Consider the following 22,215-nt stretch of genomic DNA (forward strand, 5'->3'; position numbering starts at 1 on the left):
GTCCAAGACGGCCTTGACGACCTCGTCCTTGAACTCCTCTGAATAGTTCTTCCCCGCCACGAACCCTTCCTTCCAGACCAGTCAGCACCCTACTTGGCACCGTGTCCGGAAGATCAGGGGCACCTCAGTCGGATAAGTCGCTCGGGTACGGCTTGCGCTCAGTCACGCGGCTTTCCCAGCACATTCGGACCCACCCATCGGTGTTAACGCTACAAATCCGTGCGATCACACTACGACATCACGGGCATAGACTCGCGGATCGTACTCTGACGCTTCCTCGAGCTGCATCTCTCGGGCTGTGTGGAGCCATAGCAGGCGGCGGGCACGGACTCCCTGCTGGGCTGGCACCGCCCTCAAGGGCGGAGACGGCGGTCCCGAACGACCTTGGGCCTGCGCCCTTCCGACCCGACTGGGGTGGTCAGGGCAGCTGTCACGATCTCGGCGGCAAGTCCCATGACAATAGGAACAGCGCCTCCGTCGAGGAGACGCTGCTCCTATGGATATCGCCTACCTAAGGTCAGTATGGTCCGTGAGGACGAACCCATTCCGTATAGGAGTTTGAGACCTTTCGCCCCGTCTGCAGCCAGCCCGTATCGATGACGCGCCTCATCAGAACCTTACCACCGGCACGCCAGGTATGAATGGAAACTTTTTTGTGGTAGCTGGTCACGATGGTTTCGATACGTTTTCTGGTTTCCGTTATCTGTTTCGGCGCCGGGCGCCCCAACGGTCCTCCACAGCTGGCGTTGGCGCTGATGGCCTTACCATCACACACCCAGATGGTGACTTTTCTGCTTTCTGAATAGGAATTCTTCTGTGTGTGAGTGCGATAATAATCGTGCACTTCCAGATCGAAGTCCACTATGATGCATGCTCCGCTGGGTTTGACCACCGCACATGTGACGCCATACCCGGCCTCGATTACCCCCTCCTCGCCCGATCCCCTCTTGTGAGTGATGTCCGACCACTCGCCGTGACCGCCGAGGAATTCGTCGGTCCCAGCCAGATCCAGCTTGTTGATGGGATCGCCACTGCAGTAGTCGTACGCATTGGCGCTGCCGCCCATTTTGGGGTCGACTTGCAGGAAACGCCCGGTGGCAGGGTTGTAGAGGCGTACGCCCATGTGAATCAACCCGCCGATGGAGTCGGCAGCTCGTTGGCTGCTGCCCAGCCAACCGTAGCGGTTATCATCGGCCGCGCTTGACGTGCGGGGTACCCCATATTCGGTGTGCTCGGAGTAACTGGCCACTCCGGTGGTGTCATCGGTGTCGGCTGTGGCGACGATGTCTCCATGCATGTTGGCCAGTTGCAGGGAAATGCTTCCGTCCTGCCGCTGAATCGCCGCCATACCGGCGAGGCCGACGATGTTACGTGTCCAGGAGCCATCCAACTCGGTAGTCCACGCCGGACTGTCCTCGGCTCCACTGTAGTGATGAACCACCGTCCCGGGGCGGGAGCCTCCGGCGGTCGTCATGCTTTTCACCCGGCCAAGCGGATCCCGCGTAAAACGGGTGGACTGCGTGTCCTGCGTCAGCGAGGCGACGAGGTCGTTGGTGAAGTAGCCGATGGAGACAGCGCCCGTACCGGTCACGTCGGTGGCCGGAATGTTACTAGTGCGTCCGAGACTGTCGTAACTGTAGCCCGTGTTGATGACACGATCGGCCTGATCGTAGTCGTATCGCTGCACACTGGGTGTGGTAGACGTGGTGCACTGGCCGCTGTCACCGCCTGGATAGGCCGACAGACTGGTGCGGTTGGTGTTCGCGTCAAATCCGTATACGCGTGTGGTGCATGTACCCGCATAGCTGTCGGTGACCTGCACCAGGCGACCGGCTTCGTCGTAGTCGTAATTCTGCCCGCTGTCTCCTGGGCCCCGCCGGCTGGCGACACGTCCATGATTGTCTGGTGTGGCGGCGAAGCTCAGCCAGGACGCGTTGTTCTTGGTGTAGGCCAGCGCGACTTGGGTCCCGGTGTTGTCGTAGCGTGCTGTACCGGTGAGCCCGCCTGGGTAGACCTGGCGCGTGAGCCTCCCATCGGGGTCGTACGCGCCGGTGAAGGTGCCTCCTCCTCCGCTGTCCACCCGGGTCATGAGGCCGCGATGCTCTGTCTTCCCGGCGGCGTCGACGCCGTCGTACGTGAAGGTGATCAGCCCTTTCCCGTCATGGGTGGTGGCGATCTGTCCATCCACGTTGAAGGTGACGGCAGAGACGTTTCCGGTGGCATCCGTTGTGGATACGGCCCGCCCGAAGCTGTCATACCGTAGGCTCACGGTATCCCCTCCAGCGCTGGAGGTTTCGGTGGGCAGGCCGGTAGCCGGGTCGAAGCCGTAGGTCGTCTCGGGGACCGCCGTCCCACCCTCATCTGCCGGCGTGACCTGCGCGAGCGACTTGGTCACGCGCCCAGCCGCGTCATGAGTGAAGGTGAGGGTCCGTGTCACCTGACCGGCGACTTCTGTGCGAATCGCCGTATCACCGTAATAGGTGTATGTAGTCTGCCGGACTGGTAACGGATTACCAGCAGGTTGACCCGCGGGGCCTACCTGACATGGCCAACCTGACCACTCCGGCTTGTTGCCGCACAAGCCGGTCGTTGGATGCTCTCCGGCAGTGAAATACCGGAACATCGTCGCTCCGGCATCACCGCCGTCCGACGCCGGCGCCCGGCGCTCGATCTCGCGACCGGCTTCGTCATAGCGGACACGATTGACGATGGCGTCCTGCCCCTGCATGGGTGTCGTAGTGCTGGTCGCCTTGCGCAGAGTCCAGCCTGAAGCGTCTCCTGACTGGATCGGATCGTAGGCCATCGTGATCACCTGCTTATCGGACCCAGCGGGATCGACCGTGCCATCCACCACCATCGGTTCGATCCTCGTGGTGGTGACCAGGTGATAATCCATCGAAGACAACGGCTTGCCTTCGTCATACGTATAAGTCGTCCGCTGGCGAGCCGATACCACGTCGCCGCCTTCCAGGCGTACCGGTCTTACCGGCCCCTCGGCGGACAGCAGATCTTTGGTCTCGGAGTACGTGGACGTGCTGGCGAGCAGATTCGCACGTTCCGCGCTATCGCCGCGCTGGGCGACGTAGACATCCGTATCCACTGTGGGGTCCAGCGCCTGCGCCAGGTTGCCGGGAGTCAGATCCCAAACGACGTTGCTTTTCTCGTCGTATCTGGTGGCGCTGATCTGCCATGCTCCTGCGCCATATTTCGCTGTGTTGACGGCTCGGCCGTTCACGTCACTGTAGACAATCGACGCGTACTCCCAATCCGCCGCCGTTGGACTGTAGACCCCTCCAGCGCCACGCGGAGGGACATGCGAGGCCGGGAAGAGCGACCTTCCGGTGACAGGCAGGTCGACGACCTGCCCCCACTTCGCCGTCCGCGCGACCGTGAGATCGACAGGCGCACCCGATCCGCCAATGGGAACGTCATAGGCCACCGCCCAGGTGGGATCGATCTCCCCACCTTCTCGCTGTACGTGCGCCAGCCGACCCGCGTCGTCGTACTCCATACGCCAGGGTGCCAACCCCGGAGGCGTCATCTGGGAGATCCGTCCCTCGCCGGTGTAGTAATAAACCGTGGCGAGATTCGTACGAGGATCAGTGACCTGGCGCAGGTGGCCCGTGGAGTCGTAGGAATATGTGGCGAGACCAACGGTCTTCATGGCCCCGGTCTGCGGATCGAAGGCCGTCAACGACACGCTTTTCACCTGGTCTCGGAAGTCACCCCAGCCGGAGGACACTCCCGTCGCAGTCGTCGCAGTGGCGTATGACAGCTCAAGCGCCCGGCAGCCCGGCGTGAGTGTCGCGCCACATTGTACGCCGGCAGCCGTCGGAGTCAGGATCCGGGTGATCCTGGCCTTGGAATCCCGGAAATAGGTCACCGCGGATTCGGCCGCCGGCCCTTCGGTGCGGGCGACCACCCAGCTTCCGTGGATTTTCACATACGTGGTCCGCGCCCCGGCGCGATCCGTGACGGTCAGTTCTTCATTCGTCACGGAAATGGAGGTGCCGTCCGCGGCATCACCGATTCCGCTGTAGACCGTGCCCTTCTTGGTGTACGTGTAGGTGGACCCGTCCGGGCCGATCAGCTGGATCCAGCCCTTTTGGCTGCCGTCCGACGGGACATAGGAGGACACCCATGAGGGAGCTGAGGGGAAGCCCGCCTGCCAACCGGGGCCGAAGACTCGGGACTCGTACGGAACCGACGACTCGAATGCTGGATTGAGCGATCGATGAGTACGCGTCATCTGAACGCCGAAGGCGGAGGCGTCGGTACTCTTCAGAGCGAAGTCTCCGTTGAGGTGCGCCACGGAGCCGGGACCGATGTCACTGATGGCATGGCTGTCGCTGATGGCGGATCGGCTGAGCGAGACCCCGAGCGGTTCAGAGCATTCCGCCGCCTCTGTGCCACCCATAAAGCAGGCCCGAAGGTAAATGAGGCCCTCGGGCTCTTGGCTTTCTTTCAGAGTTTTGGCCAGATCCCAGACCAGGGCACTGAAGTTCTTCGACGTATCGGTGCGGACCTGAGGCCAGGAATCGATCGGCGTATCGCTCCCCGGCGCGAAGACGTCCTGAGTGGGAACATCGCTCCACACCGCCCACGGCAGGGTGCTCGTCGAATATATGTAAGTAACCGCGTTACGACTCGATGGAGCCGCCGCGTCGAGAGTCACCGTACGGTGCGTCTGGGTCTGCTTCTGCGCCGTCACAAGACCACCGGGGCCGATGCCCACACTGTATGCCACAACGTCCGACAGGTTGTGCGCCTTGTCACGCGTGCGCACATACAGTGTGTGCCAGCCGTCGGTAAGGTCCTGCTTGATGGTCTTGGTCTCACCCAGGAAGTCTTCCCAGTAGCCCGCCTCCTGGATTTTGGTGGGTACAGGGTTATCGAATTCCCACAGATACTCCGTGACGTCCCTCGAGGGCGATTCGAAGGTGCAGTTCATCTCCGTCCGCCGCACCCATGTTCCTTCAGCGGATGCTCCGGCGCACCACACTCGCGGCTCCGCGGGCCGAGTCGCGTCGATGCCTATGGGTTGCCATTGCGACCAGGCCGATTCAAGATCCCCATCCACAGCCCGGCTGCGCCAGCGGATCCGCCACCCGTCCTGCAGCGTTCCTTCAGGGACGGTGAGCTTCGCCACCTCTCCGGCGGGCACGTCGTCCGCGCTGCCCGACCAGATGAGGCCGCTTCCCTGGCCGCTGAAGGCCGGGTCGTGCTCGATCTCGAAGTCCGCTCGCAGCCTCGCCCCCGTTCCGCGGACACCGCTGTGCAACGTGGGCCGGGTGGTGGTGGTGAAAAGGCGTCCGGCGATCTTCGGTTCCTGGCCCGCCGCTGACTCCAGGTCGCGGGTCGGGCTGGCCACGGGCACGGTTCGCAGGTGTTCAACCCACGGTGTGGCACCGACTGTTACGACCAGCTTGGGCTGGCCAGGCTGGTGGAAGTCCCAGGTGAACGTGGGTCTTGACCTGTCCTCAATGGCGGCCTGGAGCATCAGCCCGTGTCCTTGGGCGCCTGTCGCCCACGCCTTGGCGATGTCGGTGACCGGGATGCTCCAGGGCACGTCGGCGGCGGGCGCCGAGGCCGGAGTGCAGATCGCCGGTGGGGAGGAGGTAACCGCGCCGTCGGCCGTCACTGCGGGCTGGTTGTTCCAGAACACTGCGGCCGTGCTCCATGGGTCAATGATGCGCTGAACCTTCAACTGCTGTCCGGTCGGGCAGTTCCACAGGTCGGCGACCATCTCAAGGCGCGCGTTCATCACATCCTGCCCGGCGAGCGAGCTGGTGTCGAAGGCGAGTAGTGACCGGGAGAAGATCTTTCTGCTCGGGTTCGCGGGACACTCCCAATTGTTCATGCCGACCTTGATCGTGAACTCCATGAACAAGTTGCCGTCAGGGCAGCGCGAGAGGATGGTCCGGCCAGCTCCCAGCGGAAGGGTGATCGCCGGGTCCACCGTGACCGGGTAGGTCGTCGTGGGGTCCTGGAGAAAGTCCGGGTCGGGCCGGAGCACCATCTCCTGCCTGCCTTCTTCCCCAGCGACGCGCACGTCGATATCACCGATCTTCGCGGCTCGGCGAGAGGTAGAGGTCTTCGTCAAAGCCGAAGCGGGCTCGGCATCGAACATGAAGGGCCGGGGCGCCGCCGCAAGCACTTTCCCCTTGCCGGCCGTAATCTGGAGCGCGCCCTCCTCAGTTTCGGACAAGGACAGGCCCGTGCTCTTCATGGGGAACCGGTACTCGACAGGGCCGGTGGGCCGCTGCCGGAGCACGACATCGTGCTGAACACCCGTGGGCAGCGACGTGACGACGATGTCGGCACCCGGGCCCGCCGCGTCGGGAAAGACGGCCTTGTCTCCCTGTACCACCGGGGTAGGAAGTTTCGCTGGTGCGAACAGCGCGAAGTCCAGGTTCTCGCCGGGGACCAGCTTCACCAGCGGCTTCTGATCACCGCCGCCGGAGATCTCCAGCCCACCGAACGCTGCGCGCGGCTTGAGCACTCCGCCGATCGACACCAAGGTGGTGTCGATCGGCGTCCACTTATCCCCCTGTTTGATCCGAGAGGGACCGCTGGACGCCTCCAGCGTGAGGGTCCCGTCAGGATTGACGTACGTGCTGGTGCTCTCGGTGGTCTCGTCCGCGACCAGCACGCGGTTGTTCTGCAGACGCGCGGTGAGCGCTGCGGAGACCCGATCAGGCCGTTCGGCGACAAGCTGTGTCGCGGTCGCCTCCCTGGCCTTGGAAACACCGGACGGCATCGTGATGGCTTCTGCCACGTGGGGGATGCCGAGAAGCAGCGCGGTCACGGACCCCACGACAACCGCTCCTCGTGACGTGCCCCGCACGTGTGAGGCCAATGAGGCGGAGATCGACTTGGCCAGTCCGGCGACGCCGACGACGGCTCGGCCGGCCGAGCCGTTCGCGTGCTGGGGCGGGAGTGGCGACCGGTCCGGCAGATCCAGAGAGCTACGTCCCGATGAAGTGCGGCCTGGGCCGCGTTTAGGAACATGCGGATGAAGGGGCACCGCCAAAGGCACAAGCAGCGCGAGTGACACCGCAAGCCTGTTCGCAGTGCGCATGATCTTGTGGAGCATCCACCCTCCGTCTTTCTGTCAAGAGCCGACTTTAGAGCGGTTGGTCATCGTGACACCGCGTGACCAAATGCCGCCACCGACTGAAGACCGGCGGCTTCTCGCACGGAAGTAATTGCTTCTGCGAGGAACCGTCAGCGGCAAGCATGCCCCTACATTTACGGACGCGCGTTTTGTTGTGCACCGTCCGGCCTGGGGAAACAATGTCCCCGTCCCACTCTTAAGGTGGGGCAACCAGCGTCGAAGAGTGAGGCCGGTGGCAGGGGGCGGCGATGAGCGACTGGACGAAGGCACAGCGTGGATCGCGGGTGAGCTCCGCCGCGCAACGGTGGAGTTGGCCCGGTTTGGTGGACACCTGATCTCTGAGGAACCCTGGTTCCCAAGAAGGAGTCTGCTGTGCCGAACAGCTATCCGCCGGAGTTTCGCCGGCAGATGGTGGAGCTGGTGCGCGCCGGGCGGACGCCGGAGGAGCCGGCCAAGGAGTTCCAGCCGTCCGCGCAGTCGATCCGTACCTGGGTGCGCCAGGCCGATCTGGATGACGGCCGCCGCCAAGACGTGCTGACCAGTGCTGAGAAGGATGAGCTGGCCCGCCTGCGACGCGAGAACAAGATTCTCCGCGAGGAGAAGGAGATCTTGCGTAAGGCCGCGGTCTTCTTCGCACGGGAGACGGATCTGCCGAGATGAAGTTCCGGCTGATTCATGCGGAGAAGGACCACCACGAGGTCTCCCTGCTGGCCCGGGTGCTGGGTGTGTCGCGCCAGGGCTACTACGCCTGGGTGGCCCGGCAGCGGCGCGGCCCATCGGCTCGAGCCCACCGCGACGCCGAGCTGACCGAGCGGATCCGGGCGCATCACCAGGCCTGCGATGAGATCTATGGGGCGCCGCGCATCCACGCCGGCCTGCGCGAGCTGGATGGGGCCCGGGTGGGCCGCAAGCGGGTGGCCCGGCTGATGCGCGCTGTCGGGCCGGCCGGGGTGAGCCGGCGGAAGGGATGTCGCACCACCATCGCCGACAAGCGCGCCACGGCCGCCTCGGACCTGGTCAAACGCCAGTTCACCGCGGCTGAGCCGGACCGGGTCCGGACCGCTGACATCACGTATGTGCCGACCTGGGAGGGCTTCGTCTATCTGGCGGTGGTGCTGGATGTGTTCTCTCGCCGGATCGTCGGCTGGGCGATGGCCGAGCACATGCGCACCGAGTTGGTGACCGACGCGCCGGCGATGGCGCCACACCGGCGTCGCCCGCGGGCGGGGGTGATTCACCACAGCGACAAGGGCCCAAGCAATACACGTCTGTCGCCTTCGGTCAGCGGTGTGAGCAGGCCGGCGTCCGCCTATCGACGGGCCGTACCGGGACCTGCTCCGACAATGCGATCACCGAGAGCTTCTTCGCCTCGCTGGAGTGTGAGCTGATCGACCGGCGGACCTTCCGCGCCAGGTCAGAAGCCGAGCGTGCCCTGTTCAGCTATATCGAGGGCTTCTACAACCCGCGCCGCCGGCACTCCGCCAACGGCCAGCTCAGCCCCGTTGCATACGAACGCCGACACGCGCTCCACAACGCCCAAGACCTCGACTATGCTGCCGCGTAGTCGCAAGCCCTGATGTGTCTATCGAACCGGGGCAACTCCATGTGTTCCGCCGGGGCCTCGTTGATCCAGCGGCCGCTCGCGGTAGTGCTCGGCGCGGCGTGACTCAAAGTCGGCAGGCAGGTCCTCGTCCGGGTGTCGCAGATCCAGGCATTGGATCCGGCCTGGTCTGGATCAATATGCCCAAGAGGACACCACAGAGAAGTCGGCAGCTGGGCACCTCGCCGTCACATGCCCCGGTCTCGGCGGTTCATGTGCAGCTCCGATCATGACGCACCCGCCTGGGGCCGATGGGAGGTAGAGGCGGTGGAGGCGCGCCATGATGTCGGAGAGGCCGTCCGGGCCGGGCTCGGGTTCGGCGAGGGGCGAACCAGTGCCGTCAGGCCATGCCACGCTGAGTGGGTGGAGGCGGATGTGGCCCTCATAGGAGCGGCGGGCGATCTGTTCGATCTCCGCTTACAGGACTCCGTCCGAGGGCCTGGCCACACCGGACACCGGGTTTGAGCGTCAACCGGGTCAGATGCGTTGAAGGGTCTTCCCGTTCGCGCCAGTGAAGACAAGCGCTGCCGTTGTGACGTCGGAAGGGAATTTCACAGCCCAGACTCCGAGCCCGGCTCCGACGCTCCGCACGACGCTTCCGGTGATTTCGCGCCCATCCGTGGTGACCGCCGTGATCCCGTGAACCTCGGCCCTGGCGATGCCGAAGAAGATCTTTCCGAGGGCGTTCACGCGCTCCTGTTCATCAATGAGTCTGCGCAGCTGCTCCGCGGTGGCATCGGGATGGAGGGCTCGCACCTGCTTCGCGTCCAGAATGCCCGACGTAAAGCCCTGTGAGCGAGCGAACTCCTTGGCATTGAGCGGAGGAAACCCGGCGCAAGTAGCGCCGCGCGAATCCCACGCGTCGCACAGGACAACACCTTCCGCGCCGGCGGTTGACTGCCGGCCCAGCCACATCCAGATCGGTATCTCCGGTATGGAGGCGATCTTCCCGATGGGTGGGTACTTCTTCTTCAACTTCTTGAACCCCGCACCGGACGGCTCCGTCTTGGCCACGGCAGACGGTCCAGTGGGCACGGCAGACGGTCCAGTGGGCACGGCAGACGGTCCAGTGGGCACGGCAGACGGTCCAGTGGGCACGGCAGACGGTCCAGTGGGCACGGCAGACGGTCCAGTGGGCACGGCAGACGGTCCGGTGGGCACGGCGAGGGCAACGCCATCGCGCTGTCCCAGTTGCGGGAGAGCGAGCCAGGTCACTGTGACGGCCAGGCACACCGACAGTGCCGAGATCGCGGTGACGCCGACCCGGCGGCGGCGTGTCGCGCGTCCGGCGGCGATGGCCTGGTCCACCCGCACCGACATAGGCGGCTGCTCCTGGCGTGCCAGCTCGTCGAACAGGTTCCTGGTGTCCATCAGTACTCCTCCGTCTGCGCTACACGAGGGTCCTGCGCGCCGAGTGTCGAGCGCAGGGTGGCTAAGCCGCGGGCGGTCTGGCTCTTGACTGTTCCGGTGGAGCAGCCGAGTGTGCGGGCGGTCTGCTCGACACTCAGGTCGCAGTGAAAACGCAGCACGAGGGTCACACGCTGGCGCGGCGGAACTGCGGCCAGTGCGCGGCACAGGTCCATGACCATGTCGCGGTCGCTGCCCTCGAAGGAGGAATGGGGCGGCGTGGACATCAGCCGTACCCGGGAGAACCAGCCTCCTCGCTGCTCGGCGAGAAAGACCCGGATCAGGATCACCCGGACGTAGGCGTCGAGGTCGTCGGCCAGGCGCGCGTGGCGCCACTTGACGTACAGCCTTGTGATCGCCGTCTGCACCAGATCGTCGGCACGGTGCCAGTCCTGGCACAGCGGGTAGGCGATCTGCCGCAACCATGGCAGCCGCCCACTTACATAGGCGGTGTACTCCTCATCGAGGCTCATCGGTCTCCAAGAAAAAATAGCTTCACACAGACAAGATGCGTCGAGCCCGTTCTGGCGTTGCGTCGAGGGCCGATCAGTGAACGGGATGACAGGGGGAGCGTCATGGCTCCCGGAATCGGACTGATCTTGTGTTGTGGCTCAAGTGCGCGCCGCATGGCGCTCAGAAGGAATCCGGAGCGATGTGGAACGGGTTCCGGCGTCAGCCGGGCCGTTGCCCGGCCTCGTCGACCACAGCGGCCTTGATCAGGGCGTCCCAGTTGTGGATTTCGCCCTTCTTCATGGTGTTGAAAGGTCCGTCCTTGTGGTCCTTGACCACGATGGTGCGGTAGCCCAGGTACTCGTAGGTCTTCGGATTGATGAAGATCTCGTCGCGCAGGTAGCCGTCCAGGACGTGGTAGAGGGTGATGCCCCGGCGTTTGAGCAGATCGGAGGACTTGGCTTCGTATCGGACGCCCGAGATCTTGGCCATGGCGCCGTACATGGCGGCGCGGAGCGTGGGTGGGAGGGCGGTGTCCCCCATGCCCGTCGCGATCAGCTGGAACGCCCACCTGTCGCGCTGTACGGAGGTGAGGGGGGGCAGTGATTCCTCCGCCATCCGCTTCGCCTCCTCGGGGGTCTTGCCGCTGTTCTCCGCCCGTTCCTGGGCGAAGCGCAGGAAGGAGGTGCGATGCCTGGCGTTCTCCTTGTCGACGGTCTCGTAGATCCGGGCCAGCAACTGGTCGGCGTCGGTCGGCAGGGCGAGCAGGTAGAGGTAGGTCACCTCGAACTCCGGCCCCTTGGAGATCTCGAGCTTGCCCTTCTTGACGGTGGCGAACGCCTTGTCGTTGAGCTGCCGCCAGTGTTCGCGGGTGTTCGTCACCGCCGGCATGCCGCGCAGCCATTCCCCGCCGTCCACCCGCGTCTGGGCGCGCAGGCTCTTCACGTAGCCCCACTGCGTGGGCCCGGAACTCCATTCAGGCTCGTCGGAGGCCAGCACCGCCGCGTTGTCGGCCAGGTCCTGGGCGTTCGCCACCGGGCGCAGCCGCAGCTCGGTGACGGCGGTGGAGGGCCGTACCTGGGGAACCGCCACGCCCTTTTCCCGAGTAACGCCCGGAGTGTCCCGAGTGACGCCTGGGACGACCGTCGTGGCCACGGCGAGCAGTGCGACGGCGGCCGCTCCGGCCAGGCTCAGCCCCCACACCGGTCGGATGCGGCGGACCTGCGGACGCCTGCTCCCGCGCATGTGACCCGCCAGACGGGACCGGGCCGCGCCGATGGACTCCGGAGCGGCCCCCGGCAGCGCGTCGTGATAGCGGCGCAGCTCCTGCAGTTCTTCCATGATTCAGATCCCCTTCGCCGCGTGACCCAGTATCTTGCGTAGCTTGGCCCTGGCCCGGTGCACCCGGGAGCTGACAGTGCCGATCGGGATGCCCAGGGCGAAGGCCACCTCCGCGTAGCTGAGGTCGGCGCAGGCCACGAGCATCAGCGCGTCGCGGTCGCCCCGGGACAAGCTGTCCAGGCCGCGTGCCAGCCGGGGACTGAGCTGCTCGGCGGTCACCCGGTCGGTGACCCGGTCGGCGTGACCCTCCACGTCGTCGCGGGCAGCCGAGCGGCTGAGGGCCCGGTAGAGACGGCGCTCGCCGCGGCGATGACGGCCGATGAGATTGGTGGCGATGCCGTACAGCCAGGCCTTGGCCTCCGGTCGGGTCAGGTCGTAGCGGTCGCGCTGGTCGAACGCGGCCAGGAACGTCTCCGCGGCCACGTCGTCGGCGGCGCCGGGCCCGAGCCGAGCGGCGGCGTAGCGGTGGATCACGGTGAAGTACCGGTCGAAGATCATCGAGAACCACTCCGGCGTGTGCCACGAGTTCGCGATGACCGACGCGTCGTCCGGCTCCGCGGCCAGCCGTGTGGCGGGGTATGGAGAAGGGTCATGCATCCGGCGCCTTTCTCGAAAGAGGGTCGGCGCTGATTGCCCGATGCGGGCATCCTTGTTCGCGGTTTTTTCGCGGAGCCCGCCGGAGGGCGATGACGATCAGCGTCCCGCCTGGCCCGTAGCCTCCCCACGCCGATCAGCCACGGCAGGTCACTGTACCCGGCGTACCGCTACGCGGACGGGCCAGAGATCGGCGGCCGCGGTTGGGCGGTGCGCTGAAGATCACATCTGAGCAGGAGCAGGAGGTGCTCGCTCATCTGTCGACTATGGCCGACGTGGCTGTCATGACCGGCGCTTCCGAACGCCCACCATGGCGTTGACCGCAGCGTGGGCCAGCCCGAGCCGGGTCATGTAGAGGGCGCGGTCGCGATGGTGGGTGACAGGAGGAGCCGCCACCTTGTTCTGCAGAATGGCGACAGCGTGCGTCGGTGTCCCGGGGTCGAGGTGGCAGGTGGTCCGTTGCATCTCGGCGAAGTCGGCAGTGTGGAAACGGAGTGGATCACCGGCGTCGAGCGGTGCTTCCAGGAACCGGGCGGCTTCGTCAAGTTTGGCCTCGGCCATCTCACTCTTCATTGCCTGCCCGCGGGCCTGGTAGACCAGGGCGAGCCCCTGCAATACGGGAGGCAGCGTCCAATCGGTGTGCTGAGGCCGATGAATGCCGCTGGCTATCCGGCCGAACGGCCCCGGATGATCGCCACCGCCGCCGAGCCGGCCGCCCTGGCCGCCGCCGTCGAGCCCTTATCGTGCCCCCGTCGGCGAACTCCTTCGCTAGCCCCCGGAAGGCCCACGGTTCATGGAGAACCCCAGCTCCCAGGCCACACGGGGAACCAGAGCTGATCGGGAACTCAGGGATTGTTTCTTATTCGGCCAGGGCCGGCACTATCCACCCGGCCAGGCCCCGTAAGGCACGTTGGGGTGGCCGGGGCTGCCGCGCCAGCGGACCCGCTTAGCCAGGCTTACCGGGGCTTGAGGGCTTGCCGGCGTCGACGTAATGGTCGGCGACGAATATCCCCACTTTCTTCTTCTTGTAGTTGATGACCTGCAGGTGCATCGACACCGCGCACTTGGGGCCGACAAGATATCCGCGGGTGTCAAGGAAGGAGCCGCCGATGGGCTCGCTGCCGGGCCTGACGCCTTTCTGGCTCCAGTACCCCTGGAAGCTGCATCTGCCGTTGCGGATGTCGATCAGCCGCTTGGGATAGGTCACCGTGACCCACTGGTTCGCCGCCGCCGCAGCGATGGCCGCCTTCCCCACCGGGGCCGGGCCCGCCGTGGCGCCTGTCCTGGTGGCCGAGGACATGGTGGCCGCCGCGGTCGTGGTGTTCATCAGCGTGTCCTCCCCCGGTGAGACGGTGGTGGCGGTCTGCAGGGTCCAGTCCTTTTCAGGGCCGTCGTCGGCCGGCCACTGGACCAGCTGGGCGCCGTCGGCCAGACACCCGTTCTCCGCCCCTAACGAGTACCCCAGGGCGCTCTGCCCGCCGGCGTCGTCCGCCGGGCGGTTCAGCGTGCAGTCCGGATGCGTCGCGGGGTTCTTGGTCGTGATCGTGCCTGACGCGCCCGGGTCCGCCTTGTACGAGGCCAGCACCTTCTGCCCGTTCACCGTCACCACGTCCGACAACGCGTCCATCAGATCCTGCGTCGTCGCCGACCCGACACCGGAGAGCGCCCGGTACACCGACGGTCCGGCCGGATCCGCCCGTGCGGGCTGGACGGGCAACCCGCTCAGCATGCTCGCGAGCGTCGCCACGCCCAGGGAGACGGCCAGCAGTCTGAACCGGCCGGTCTTTCTACCTTCTCGCCTTGTGCCGTACACGTGCTTCCCCATCCGCAGGATCCCCCGGACCGTCACAGCCGTGCCCAGCCATGAGAGGCCCGGAGCACAGATTCACCGAGATAGTCGCTGGGAGATCGGTACGCCACGTGAACAATCCGCCGGTTCGCGGAGAGCATGACCTGACATCCACGTCCCCCCGGGCGGGAACCAACGTGGTGCGGAGGCGTTGTTCGGCGGCCTTGCGCTCGTCCGCCGTGATGTCGCGCTCGCGCCGGGCGGCCTCCGCGATCAGTTCAGGCCGGTGAGGTCGTACGCGACGTCGGCCACTCTGATCGCGCGGACCTGGGGGTCGTCGATCAGGGCGCGGAGGTCGCTGACGCGGGCGCGCTGGGTGATGTAGGCGTACGCCAAGCCGTCAGCAGCCGACTTTCGCAGCAGCTTCAGATCGAGTCCGAACTTGTCCAGGTTGACCGCGTCATGGTCGCGCAGGTCTCCGACCCAGCGACGGAACCCGGCCAGCCCGTTCCGGGGCAGTTCGCCGGGGGCGAGCTCCGGGGCGTCGCCCTGCGTCGCGTCGGGAAGCGAGGTGGCCAGGCGCCAGCTGATCGGAGTGCCGCCGATGCGCCCGTCGTAGATCGCCGTCTCCGGGGGGACGGCTGCGTGCCGCTGGACGAATGCCGAGAACTCACTTTCCCCCAATGGCTTGGCGAGATCGACCACCGCCAGGGCGTGCATCGATTCGGGCAGCCGATCCAGGATCGTCTTGGTGTCCGCCTTGCTCGGAGGGGCGTCCGTGCCGACCGAATCGAGCGCCGTGAACAGGGGTGTCTCCTTGACGAAACCCGGAGGCGGCCATTCGACCCGCCCGAACTGGTTCTGACTGACGGTGAAGACGGCGCCGCCGGAGAAGTAGTTCGAGGCGTCATCGCCGGCCCGGAGCGGGGCGAGCCGCACGGTGAAGGAGAGCGAGAACGCGGTGGTGTCGCAACAGCTCCCGGCGGCGGTGTAGTAGCCGGGGTTGGCGACCCGAAGGGCCGTTTCGAGCACGTCCACCATGCGGTCCTCCCGGTCGCCGCGCCGCTGGATCCACTGGGCTCCCAGGTCGAGCAGCAGCACGCCGACGAGCAATATCGCGGTGGCGGTCACGGCCGTGCGCAGTACACCCCGCCATACGGCCCGTTTCGTCCTGCCGGGATCGAAGTCCGGGATCGGCGGGATGTCGTCCTGTGTGGTCATCGGTGTCCTCCATAGCATTCGGCGAAGGCTGCGCGGGCGCGCCACAGAGCGGTTTTGATCGACGAGACGGAGACACCGGTCATCGCGGCCACCTCCACCAGGGAGAACCCGTCGAAGTAGACGAGCGTGAGCAACTGTCGCTGCCGCTCCGGCATGCGGTCCAGCACGTCGCGGACCGCGACGGCGTCCGAGGCGTCCGAGGTGAGTTCGGGAACGCCCAGAGCGTCAGGAGAGGGCAGCGGGAGGGAGATCCGGCTGCGCCGTACATGGTCGAGGAGGACGTTACGGGCGATGGCGAGCAGCCACGCGGCCGGGGAGTCGCCGCGCCAGCCGAGCATCGCGCCGGTGGCCTTGACGAACGTCTCCTGAGCGAGATCTTCGGCGAGATGCGGGTCACGGGTCCGGCGTATGAGATATCCGCAGACCAACGGCCAGTGCTCCCGATAGAGCTGCTCGATGCGGCTGCCGATGGCGTCCTCCGCGAATGGAATGTCGTCTTCACACCACTACAGACGCAACCATCCGCCCGATGGTCACATCCGAGTTCGTACGCCGGCCCAGGCCGGCTGTCTTCACCCCGGACAACCATCGCGCCGCCTTCCACGGCTCCCCTGCCACGACCGGCGAGCAGGTCCCGAAGGCGGCGTCGTCCACAAGCTGTGGATGAAGAAAGTTTGGAGATCGTCGGCGAGTGCGGACTTTTTCACAGTGCTGCGGCATGGCTTTGTCCATGATCGGGCCGCATGGGGGAAATGATCTCATTTGTGCGCTGAGTCGCGATCGCGCCGCGTCAGATCTCACCCGTACTCACATCGGCAACACTCGAAGGTCAAGAAATGTCTCATCTGCTGCACATCGACTCAAGCGTGCGGAACCACCGGGGCTCGACCAGCCGCAGGCTCAGCGCCCGGGCCGCCGCCGTCTGGCGCAGGGCGCATCCCGGCGGCACCGTCACCTATCGTGACCTCGCCCGGGAGCCCGTCCCGCACCTGTGCGACGCCGGCGGCATGGCCCGGAAGAGGCCACGCGAACGGCACACGCCGGCCGAGACCTGGTCCTGGAAGTTGTCCGAGCGGCTGATCGAGGAGGTCAAGGCAGCCGACACCGTCCTGCTGGGCGTGCCGCTCTACAACTTCGCCGCACCCAGCAGCGTCAAGGCGTGGGTCGACCACCTCGTCGCGCCGGGCCTGTCCATCGACCCGGAGAGCCGGACCGGCCTGCTGGGCGGGCGCGAGTTCATCGTGATCGCCAGCCGGGGCGGCGGGTACGGTCCCGGCACGCCCCGCGAGGGCTGGGACCACGCCCAGCCGTGGCTCGCACACGTCCTGAGCACGCTGGGGTTGGCGCCGCGTTTCATCACGGCAGAGCTCACGGGGGCGGAATCGACGCCTTCGATGGCGAATCTGATCCCGTTGGCCGCCGCGAGCCTCGCGACGGCCGAGCGGGAGATCGACCAGCTCTGGACCGCCGCCGACGACGATCACGGGCTTGGCGACTTGGCCGGGTTCAGCGACGGGGAGCTCACCCGGCTGCATGAGAAGGTCATGGCCGAGGTCATCGCCCGCCTGAACAGCCCCGTCCGCCAGGCGGCCCCGATCGGCGAACCTTTCGGGACGGCGAGCGCGACTCTGCCGCGGGAGGCACTGCCGGCCGATCGGACCGTTCAGCTTCGGGCGGGCGGGACGCCGAGCGCGCGGGTCGAGGCGGGCGCGCGGGTCGAGGCGGGCGTCTGCGCCGGCTCATATGCGCCTGCCGACAGGTGGTGACGCTGCGATGACTGGAGATATTCAGGAGTGGACGTGCACCAGTTCGGCGTCTGGGGAGTGCATGAGAAGGCTGTAGTGCTCGCCGAACAGCTTGGCCACCAGTTCGCCGCGGCTGCTGACATCCACCTTGGCGAAGATCGCTTTGAGGTGGTCGCGCCCGGTATGAGGGGACAGACGCAGCCGTGTGGCGATCTCTGACGTGCCGTGCCCGCGGGCCACGTACTCGGTGACCTCCCGCTCGCGCGGGGTCAGCGAGTACGCCTCCACGATGAGGGGAACGATCTGTTTCGAAGTCGCCGGTTCCACCACCGCCGATACCGGCCCCGGTTTTCCCCGCCGGTCGCGCAACACCGAAGCGCTGATGCTGAACCAGCGTCCGCTGTCGCCGCGGAGCCGTACGACGGCGGGGCCGGACTCCCGTTCCGCGGCGACGGCGCGGGCGCGGGCCACCACCGAGTAGATGGGCGTTGTCCGCAGCGAGTTGGCGGGTTTGCCCCAGGAGGTGCCGCACACTTCGGCGAACCAGCGCTCCGCGTGCGCGTCGGCGAAGGTGACCTGGCCGTCGTCGTCGAACAGGTCGGTTCCCGGCGGCTCGGCGGCTTCGCCGGGTTGTCCGCGTCCGCTGGTGACGGCCAGGCCCGCCAGGCTCTGCGCGACCCCCGGGGCCAAAGCGGCGATGTGCCGTAGGTCGTGCTCGTTGAAGTGCGGGCGGTCGGCGCGACGGAACAGATCCAACGCGCCCCACGTGCCGTCACCGATGCGGAAGACGGCGCGCAGGTTGTCGGCGTAGCCCTGCGGACGCATGAACTCCTGGTAGCGGGCGCTGCGGCCGGGGCTTCCGCCGGTGGCCTGGCCGAGCGTGCCCGCCGCGTGGGCCGAACGCGCCATGTCCCGGAACGCCAGCACGTCCTCGGTGTGGTACTCGCGGTGCCAATGGGGCTCGCAGTGCACCGGCTCGATGTTCTCCACCCGGATCGGCGTCGTCGGCAGCACGGTGGCCGGATGGGCGGCGTGGGCGGGTACGCCTCCGTCCTCCCCGAGCACGTGGCCCGTGGCACCTATACGTACATGCTTCTGAGTGATCCGCCGGACCACACACGGCTGGGCAAGCTGGTGACCTCGGCATTCACCCGTCGCAGGATCGAGAAGCTGGCACCGGGCATCGAGGCGACGACCGCCCGCCTGCGCCGAGCCGAACGATGACTCGGTGGCGCCGCCCTGCCCGGCGTGTGCCGGGCGGGTGCGGCCCGGCACGGAGGACGCGATTGCTACAGGGGCTTGAGCCGGGTGCGCAGGAGGCAGAACTCGTTGCCTTCGGGGTCGGCCAGGACGTGCCAGCTTTCTGTGCCGGTCTGGCCGACGTCGACGGGCTTGGCGCCGAGCGCGAGCAGTCGTTCCAGCTCAGCGTCCTGGTCGCGGTCGGTGGCGTTGACGTCGATGTGCAGCCGGAGCTTTCCCGTCCGGGGGTCATTGGTCGGGCTGAAGACGAGGGTGGGCTGCGGGCCGCCGAACCCGGCGTCGGGCGGCCCGATCTCGATGCTTCCGTCGTCTTCCCGGCCGAGTTCGACGTAGCCGAGGACCTCGCTCCAGAATGCGGCCAGCCGGTCGGCGTCCGCGGCGTCGATGACAAGTTCGCTGATTCGGCATGCCATGGTCCGTCACTTTACGAGACGACGTGACAGGGGCGCCGTGGACTGCCGGTGAAGGTCACCGGTCCTCCCCGGCACCGCGTGGTGATCTACCCGTTCATGGCGGATTGTCCGTGTAGTCGCCAGGTATGGTGTGGCGGCAGTGAAGAAGGGGCGTGGCGTGATGACGGGGGAAGAAGACTTCGATCGTCGGATCGAACCGTTCCGGACGGAGCTGCTGGAGTACTGCTATCGGATGCTCGGCTCGGCTCACGACGCGGAGGACCTGGTCCAGGACACGTACCTGAGGGCGTGGCGAGCGCGGGAGCAGTACGACGACACTCGCAGCTCACTGCGCACCTGGCTCTACCGGATCGCGACGAATGTCTGCCTGACCGCCCTGGAGGTTCGCGGTCATCGGCCGCTGCCGTCGGGGCTGGTGGCCGCGTCGGATCCGCTCGGGCCGCTCGTCCGGGGAGAGCACGCCTGGCTCCAGCCCCTGCCGGACGCGTTGCTGGACGCGGGCGATCCGGCTGTGGCCGTGATCGACCGCAGCAGCCTGCGCCTGGCGTTCGCCGCCGCCCTGCAGCACCTGTCGGCGCGTCAGCGCGGTGCGCTGGTCCTGCGTGACGTGCTCGGCTTCTCCGCGGCCGAGGCGGCGGAGGTCCTCGGCACCACCGTCGTGTCGGTGAACAGCTCCCTGCAGCGGGCGCGTACCCGCCTGAAGGAGGTCGAGGTCCGGCAGGAAGGGGTCAGCGAGCCGTCCGCGGCCGAGCAGCGCGCCTGGGTCGAACGCTACATGCGGGCGTTCGAGCTCGCCGACGTCGAGGGCCTCAAGCGGCTGCTCACCGAGGACGTGCTCATGGAGATGCCGCCGATGCTCAACTGGTTCTCCGGCCGCGGCAACTACGGCCTGTTCATGGAGTGGGTCTTCGAGGCGGCCGGGAAGGACTGGCTGCTTCAGGAGGTCGCGGCCAACGGCGGCCAGCCCGGATTCGCCGCCTATCAGCGCGTCGGTGGCGGATACCGGTTGCACACGCTCCAGATCTTCACCGTCACCGCCGAGGGCATCAGCCGGAATTCGGTGTTCCAGAGTCCGGAGGTCTTCGCGGCTTTCGGCCTGCCGGCCGGACTCGACGCCCAGGGTCTTCCCCACGTCGGCGGTGACGCTTAGCCGTAGATCGAACGGCAGCCTCTCTCGGCAAGATCTCTTGACCGCGGCGCGATGAGTTCCGACCCCGCCGCCGGTATGTACTGACGAGTTCGCCGGAACACCCCGGGCGAGCCGATCACAAGGGAGATCCAATGTCGAACGTTCGTGCGGAAGACGAGGCCGCCATCCAGGCCGTGCTGGTTGACTCCTACAAGGCGTGGGAGGCCGGCGACGCCGACGGCATGGTCGCCAACTACACCGCGGACGCGACCGCCATCATGACCGGCTCGCTCCGCGACAGCCGTGACGTGATCCGTCAGAACATGGCCCTGGGCTTCGAGGGGCCGCTCAAGGGCAGCTCGACCTACAACAAGCAGCTCAGCATCCGCTTTGTCGGCAGGGACGGCGCGATCGTCATCAGCGAATCCGCCATCCTGTTCGCCGGTGAGACCGAGGTTCCGGACGACCTGCGCAAGGTGAACGCGACCTGGGTCTTCGAGAAGCGGGACGGCCAGTGGCTGATCGCCGCCTATCACAACAGCCCGGTGCTGACGCCCGCGCAGTGAGCCGCGGCTGCGCGGCGCGAAATGAGCCCCGGAACGTTCGTTGAGCGTTCCGATCGCCGGCGCAGCCACATCGGGTCACTGTTCCGGTGGGACGGCCACCAGCCTCGTCTTCGTCGCGGGAACGCTTCGCGAAGGCGAGGGCGGTGGCCGTACGACTGCGGTGACGGAGCCGTTGACCAGGTCGGAGGACGCCGGTCGTACCGGGCGAATGGCCCTTCTCACCGCCACCACCCATGGCGCCCTGGCCGCGGCCTGGTCCGACGACCTGCGCCACCGAACGGTGGCCCTGCTCCTGAACGCACTCCGCACCCGTTGACGTCGCCCCCTGTCACCGTTCGCCGAACTCCCCGGCTACCAGTTGAGCTCGGCCATCAGGAAGGGCTCGCTCTCCGGGGCCTCTTTGCGGGCCCGCAGGATGCGCTCGGCGGGTGCACCGACCGGCACGCGCAGCGGAGGTTCGGGGTGTTCGATCGTGTCGGCCACCGTGGCGGCCACCTCCTCCGGGGTGACGGACTCGCCACGGATCACATCGAGCGCCTCATACAGCGGGGTGTACGGGTCGTTCTCCTTCAGGAACACCTTGGCGCGCGCAGGTCCGCCCGTGGCGACCGCACCGGGCTGCACCACGCTCACCTTGACGCCGAAGTGGCCCGTCTCGATGGCGAGCGTCTCCGCGAGCGCCTCCAGCGCCCATTTGCTGGCGCCGTAGGGGCCGATCATGGGCAGTACCAGCCGCCCCTGGATGCTGGAGACGAAGACGAGGCGGCCCGCTCCCCTTTCACGCATTGCCGGGAGCACGCCCTGCGCCACCCGCAGCGCGCCCAGGGTGTTGAGCTGGAAGAGCCGTTCGACCTCCGACAGCGGGACGCTCTCCAGAGGCGCGCGCACCGTCTCGCCGGCATTGCTGACCACCACATCGATGTCACCGGCGTCCTCAATGGCCTGGTCGACGCTTTCCTGGACAGTGACGTCGAGGCGCAGGCGCTGGTCGGCAGGCACGCCGGCCAGCGTTTCCGGACGACGGGCGGTGGCGATCACCCGGTGGCCCCGGGCTGACAGTTCGACGGCGACAGCCCGGCCGATGCCTCGGGAGGCGCCGGTGATGAGCACGGACGACATGAGGGAACTCCTTCCTCGTGAGGTGGTGACTTGTGAGCCGGCCCCGGTCACGGCTCAGGCGGCGCTGTCGCCGACGACGTTTCCTCTCATGAGCCACGTCGGGCCTTCGGCGTAGGCGCCGGCTTCGGCGAAGAAGGCGCCGAAGTAGGGGCCGGCGGCGTGCGTGTTGAAGGCGTCGAGGTCCGCGTAGACCTCGTTCAGGTAGAAGAGATCCGGGTTCTTCTCGTCCGCGATGACCTCGAACCGGTGGGAGCCGGGCTCGTTGGCGACGGAGTCACGCGCGGCCCTCCTGGCCGCCCGGACGAAGTCGTCGCGACGCTCCGGCCGGACGGTGAAGGAGACGAGGAATTGGTACACGGGCGGCCTCCCCAAGCACATGGCCAGTTCACTGACTGAACTAGCGCTGGTGGGGACCGTAGCACGACCTAGTTCACTGAGTGAACTGGTGCAGGTAGAATCGCCGC

At 66.8% G+C, this 22,215-nt stretch carries 18 protein-coding genes and 1 pseudogene; 6 read left to right on the top strand and 13 right to left on the bottom strand.

The genetic code is table 11. The features are described from left to right. Positions 1 to 517: 517 nt before the first annotated feature. Positions 518 to 6,808: a DNRLRE domain-containing protein gene (locus tag QSK26_RS39930; protein WP_285780580.1), complete on the bottom strand. Its 6,291-nt coding sequence runs from the start codon at positions 6,806 to 6,808 to the stop codon at positions 518 to 520. 681 nt (positions 6,809 to 7,489) lie between these two features. On the opposite strand from QSK26_RS39930, the pseudogene QSK26_RS39935 reads away from it, so the two are divergent. Continuing rightward, positions 7,490 to 8,681 (top strand): annotated as a pseudogene (locus QSK26_RS39935) (IS3 family transposase). A 513-nt stretch (positions 8,682 to 9,194) separates the two neighbouring features. Here the strand turns inward: QSK26_RS39935 and QSK26_RS39940 are convergent. From QSK26_RS39940 to QSK26_RS39975, 8 genes are all read right to left on the bottom strand, one after another. Next, positions 9,195 to 9,731 carry a hypothetical protein gene (locus tag QSK26_RS39940; protein ID WP_285780581.1) on the bottom strand — a complete coding sequence of 179 codons (537 nt, stop codon included), beginning with the start codon at positions 9,729 to 9,731 and terminating at the stop codon, positions 9,195 to 9,197. A 356-nt stretch (positions 9,732 to 10,087) separates the two neighbouring features. Further along, the gene (locus QSK26_RS39945; protein ID WP_285780582.1) at positions 10,088 to 10,597 is read right to left on the bottom strand and encodes a SigE family RNA polymerase sigma factor; all 510 of its coding nucleotides are present in this window, start codon (positions 10,595 to 10,597) and stop codon (positions 10,088 to 10,090) included. A gap of 199 nt (positions 10,598 to 10,796) precedes the next feature. Beyond that, a complete protein-coding gene (locus tag QSK26_RS39950) occupies positions 10,797 to 11,915 on the bottom strand; it encodes a hypothetical protein (RefSeq protein ID WP_285780583.1) in 1,119 nt (372 codons plus the stop codon). Between the two features lie 3 nt (positions 11,916 to 11,918). Further along, complete coding sequence (locus QSK26_RS39955) at positions 11,919 to 12,512, bottom strand: RNA polymerase sigma factor (RefSeq protein ID WP_285780584.1); 594 nt, start codon at positions 12,510 to 12,512, stop codon at positions 11,919 to 11,921. 279 nt (positions 12,513 to 12,791) lie between these two features. Further along, positions 12,792 to 13,070 (bottom strand): hypothetical protein, encoded by a 279-nt coding sequence (locus QSK26_RS39960; protein WP_285780585.1) that lies wholly within the window; start codon positions 13,068 to 13,070, stop codon positions 12,792 to 12,794. Positions 13,071 to 13,455: 385 nt separating this feature from the next. Continuing rightward, a complete protein-coding gene (locus tag QSK26_RS39965; RefSeq protein WP_285780586.1) occupies positions 13,456 to 14,334 on the bottom strand; it encodes a hypothetical protein in 879 nt (292 codons plus the stop codon). 237 nt (positions 14,335 to 14,571) lie between these two features. Continuing rightward, on the bottom strand, positions 14,572 to 15,519 hold the full coding sequence (locus QSK26_RS39970) for a hypothetical protein (RefSeq protein ID WP_285780587.1): 948 nt from the start codon (positions 15,517 to 15,519) through the stop codon (positions 14,572 to 14,574). Continuing rightward, on the bottom strand, positions 15,516 to 16,010 hold the full coding sequence (locus QSK26_RS39975) for an RNA polymerase sigma factor (RefSeq protein ID WP_352244484.1): 495 nt from the start codon (positions 16,008 to 16,010) through the stop codon (positions 15,516 to 15,518). Before QSK26_RS39975 ends, QSK26_RS39970 begins: the two co-directional genes overlap by 4 nt. A gap of 345 nt (positions 16,011 to 16,355) precedes the next feature. Between QSK26_RS39975 and QSK26_RS39980 the strand changes: the two genes are divergently transcribed. Continuing rightward, the gene (locus QSK26_RS39980) at positions 16,356 to 17,285 is read left to right on the top strand and encodes an FMN-dependent NADH-azoreductase (RefSeq protein WP_285780588.1); all 930 of its coding nucleotides are present in this window, start codon (positions 16,356 to 16,358) and stop codon (positions 17,283 to 17,285) included. Positions 17,286 to 17,306: 21 nt separating this feature from the next. Here QSK26_RS39980 and QSK26_RS39985 read toward each other — a convergent pair whose 3' ends face one another. Further along, positions 17,307 to 18,329 (bottom strand): helix-turn-helix domain-containing protein, encoded by a 1,023-nt coding sequence (locus QSK26_RS39985; protein WP_285780589.1) that lies wholly within the window; start codon positions 18,327 to 18,329, stop codon positions 17,307 to 17,309. 24 nt (positions 18,330 to 18,353) lie between these two features. Here QSK26_RS39985 and QSK26_RS39990 point away from each other — a divergent pair, with 24 nt between their 5' ends. Beyond that, positions 18,354 to 18,488, top strand: coding sequence for a hypothetical protein (locus tag QSK26_RS39990; protein WP_285780590.1), 135 nt, complete (start codon positions 18,354 to 18,356; stop codon positions 18,486 to 18,488). A gap of 65 nt (positions 18,489 to 18,553) precedes the next feature. Here the strand turns inward: QSK26_RS39990 and QSK26_RS39995 are convergent, their stop codons facing one another. Then, positions 18,554 to 18,937, bottom strand: a complete 384-nt coding sequence (locus tag QSK26_RS39995) for a VOC family protein (RefSeq protein WP_285780591.1) — start codon at positions 18,935 to 18,937, stop codon at positions 18,554 to 18,556. A 160-nt stretch (positions 18,938 to 19,097) separates the two neighbouring features. Between QSK26_RS39995 and QSK26_RS40000 the strand changes: the two genes are divergently transcribed. From QSK26_RS40000 to QSK26_RS40010, 3 genes are all read left to right on the top strand, one after another. After that, positions 19,098 to 20,087 (top strand): sigma-70 family RNA polymerase sigma factor, encoded by a 990-nt coding sequence (locus tag QSK26_RS40000; RefSeq protein ID WP_285780592.1) that lies wholly within the window; start codon positions 19,098 to 19,100, stop codon positions 20,085 to 20,087. Between the two features lie 131 nt (positions 20,088 to 20,218). Further along, a complete protein-coding gene (locus QSK26_RS40005; RefSeq protein WP_285780593.1) occupies positions 20,219 to 20,632 on the top strand; it encodes an SgcJ/EcaC family oxidoreductase in 414 nt (137 codons plus the stop codon). A gap of 160 nt (positions 20,633 to 20,792) precedes the next feature. Next, positions 20,793 to 20,948, top strand: a complete 156-nt coding sequence (locus tag QSK26_RS40010; RefSeq protein WP_285780594.1) for a hypothetical protein — start codon at positions 20,793 to 20,795, stop codon at positions 20,946 to 20,948. A 35-nt stretch (positions 20,949 to 20,983) separates the two neighbouring features. Here the strand turns inward: QSK26_RS40010 and QSK26_RS40015 are convergent, their stop codons facing one another. Both QSK26_RS40015 and QSK26_RS40020 read right to left on the bottom strand, forming a co-directional pair. Then, the gene (locus QSK26_RS40015) at positions 20,984 to 21,751 is read right to left on the bottom strand and encodes an SDR family oxidoreductase (protein WP_285780595.1); all 768 of its coding nucleotides are present in this window, start codon (positions 21,749 to 21,751) and stop codon (positions 20,984 to 20,986) included. 54 nt (positions 21,752 to 21,805) lie between these two features. After that, positions 21,806 to 22,108 (bottom strand): putative quinol monooxygenase, encoded by a 303-nt coding sequence (locus tag QSK26_RS40020; protein ID WP_285780596.1) that lies wholly within the window; start codon positions 22,106 to 22,108, stop codon positions 21,806 to 21,808. Between the last annotated feature and the right edge of the window lie 107 nt (positions 22,109 to 22,215).

Source organism: Microtetraspora sp. NBRC 13810, assembly GCF_030268685.1.
In the GTDB taxonomy this organism is placed as follows: domain Bacteria; phylum Actinomycetota; class Actinomycetes; order Streptosporangiales; family Streptosporangiaceae; genus BSRQ01.

What these genes read in the sequence shown, in the direction of transcription:
- QSK26_RS39955 (WP_285780584.1), bottom strand. Translation starts at nt 12,512, where the DNA reads ATGCATGACCCTTCTCCATACCCCGCCACACGGCTGGCCGCGGAGCCG.
- QSK26_RS39995 (WP_285780591.1), bottom strand. Translation starts at nt 18,937, where the DNA reads ATGGCATGCCGAATCAGCGAACTTGTCATCGACGCCGCGGACGCCGAC.
- QSK26_RS39980 (WP_285780588.1), top strand. Translation starts at nt 16,356, where the DNA reads ATGTCTCATCTGCTGCACATCGACTCAAGCGTGCGGAACCACCGGGGC.
- QSK26_RS39950 (WP_285780583.1), bottom strand. Translation starts at nt 11,915, where the DNA reads ATGGAAGAACTGCAGGAGCTGCGCCGCTATCACGACGCGCTGCCGGGG.
- QSK26_RS39945 (WP_285780582.1), bottom strand. Translation starts at nt 10,597, where the DNA reads ATGAGCCTCGATGAGGAGTACACCGCCTATGTAAGTGGGCGGCTGCCA.
- QSK26_RS39960 (WP_285780585.1), bottom strand. Translation starts at nt 13,070, where the DNA reads ATGGCCGAGGCCAAACTTGACGAAGCCGCCCGGTTCCTGGAAGCACCG.
- QSK26_RS39965 (WP_285780586.1), bottom strand. Translation starts at nt 14,334, where the DNA reads ATGGGGAAGCACGTGTACGGCACAAGGCGAGAAGGTAGAAAGACCGGC.
- QSK26_RS39990 (WP_285780590.1), top strand. Translation starts at nt 18,354, where the DNA reads ATGCTTCTGAGTGATCCGCCGGACCACACACGGCTGGGCAAGCTGGTG.
- QSK26_RS40005 (WP_285780593.1), top strand. Translation starts at nt 20,219, where the DNA reads ATGTCGAACGTTCGTGCGGAAGACGAGGCCGCCATCCAGGCCGTGCTG.
- QSK26_RS40000 (WP_285780592.1), top strand. Translation starts at nt 19,098, where the DNA reads ATGACGGGGGAAGAAGACTTCGATCGTCGGATCGAACCGTTCCGGACG.
- QSK26_RS40015 (WP_285780595.1), bottom strand. Translation starts at nt 21,751, where the DNA reads ATGTCGTCCGTGCTCATCACCGGCGCCTCCCGAGGCATCGGCCGGGCT.
- QSK26_RS39970 (WP_285780587.1), bottom strand. Translation starts at nt 15,519, where the DNA reads ATGACCACACAGGACGACATCCCGCCGATCCCGGACTTCGATCCCGGC.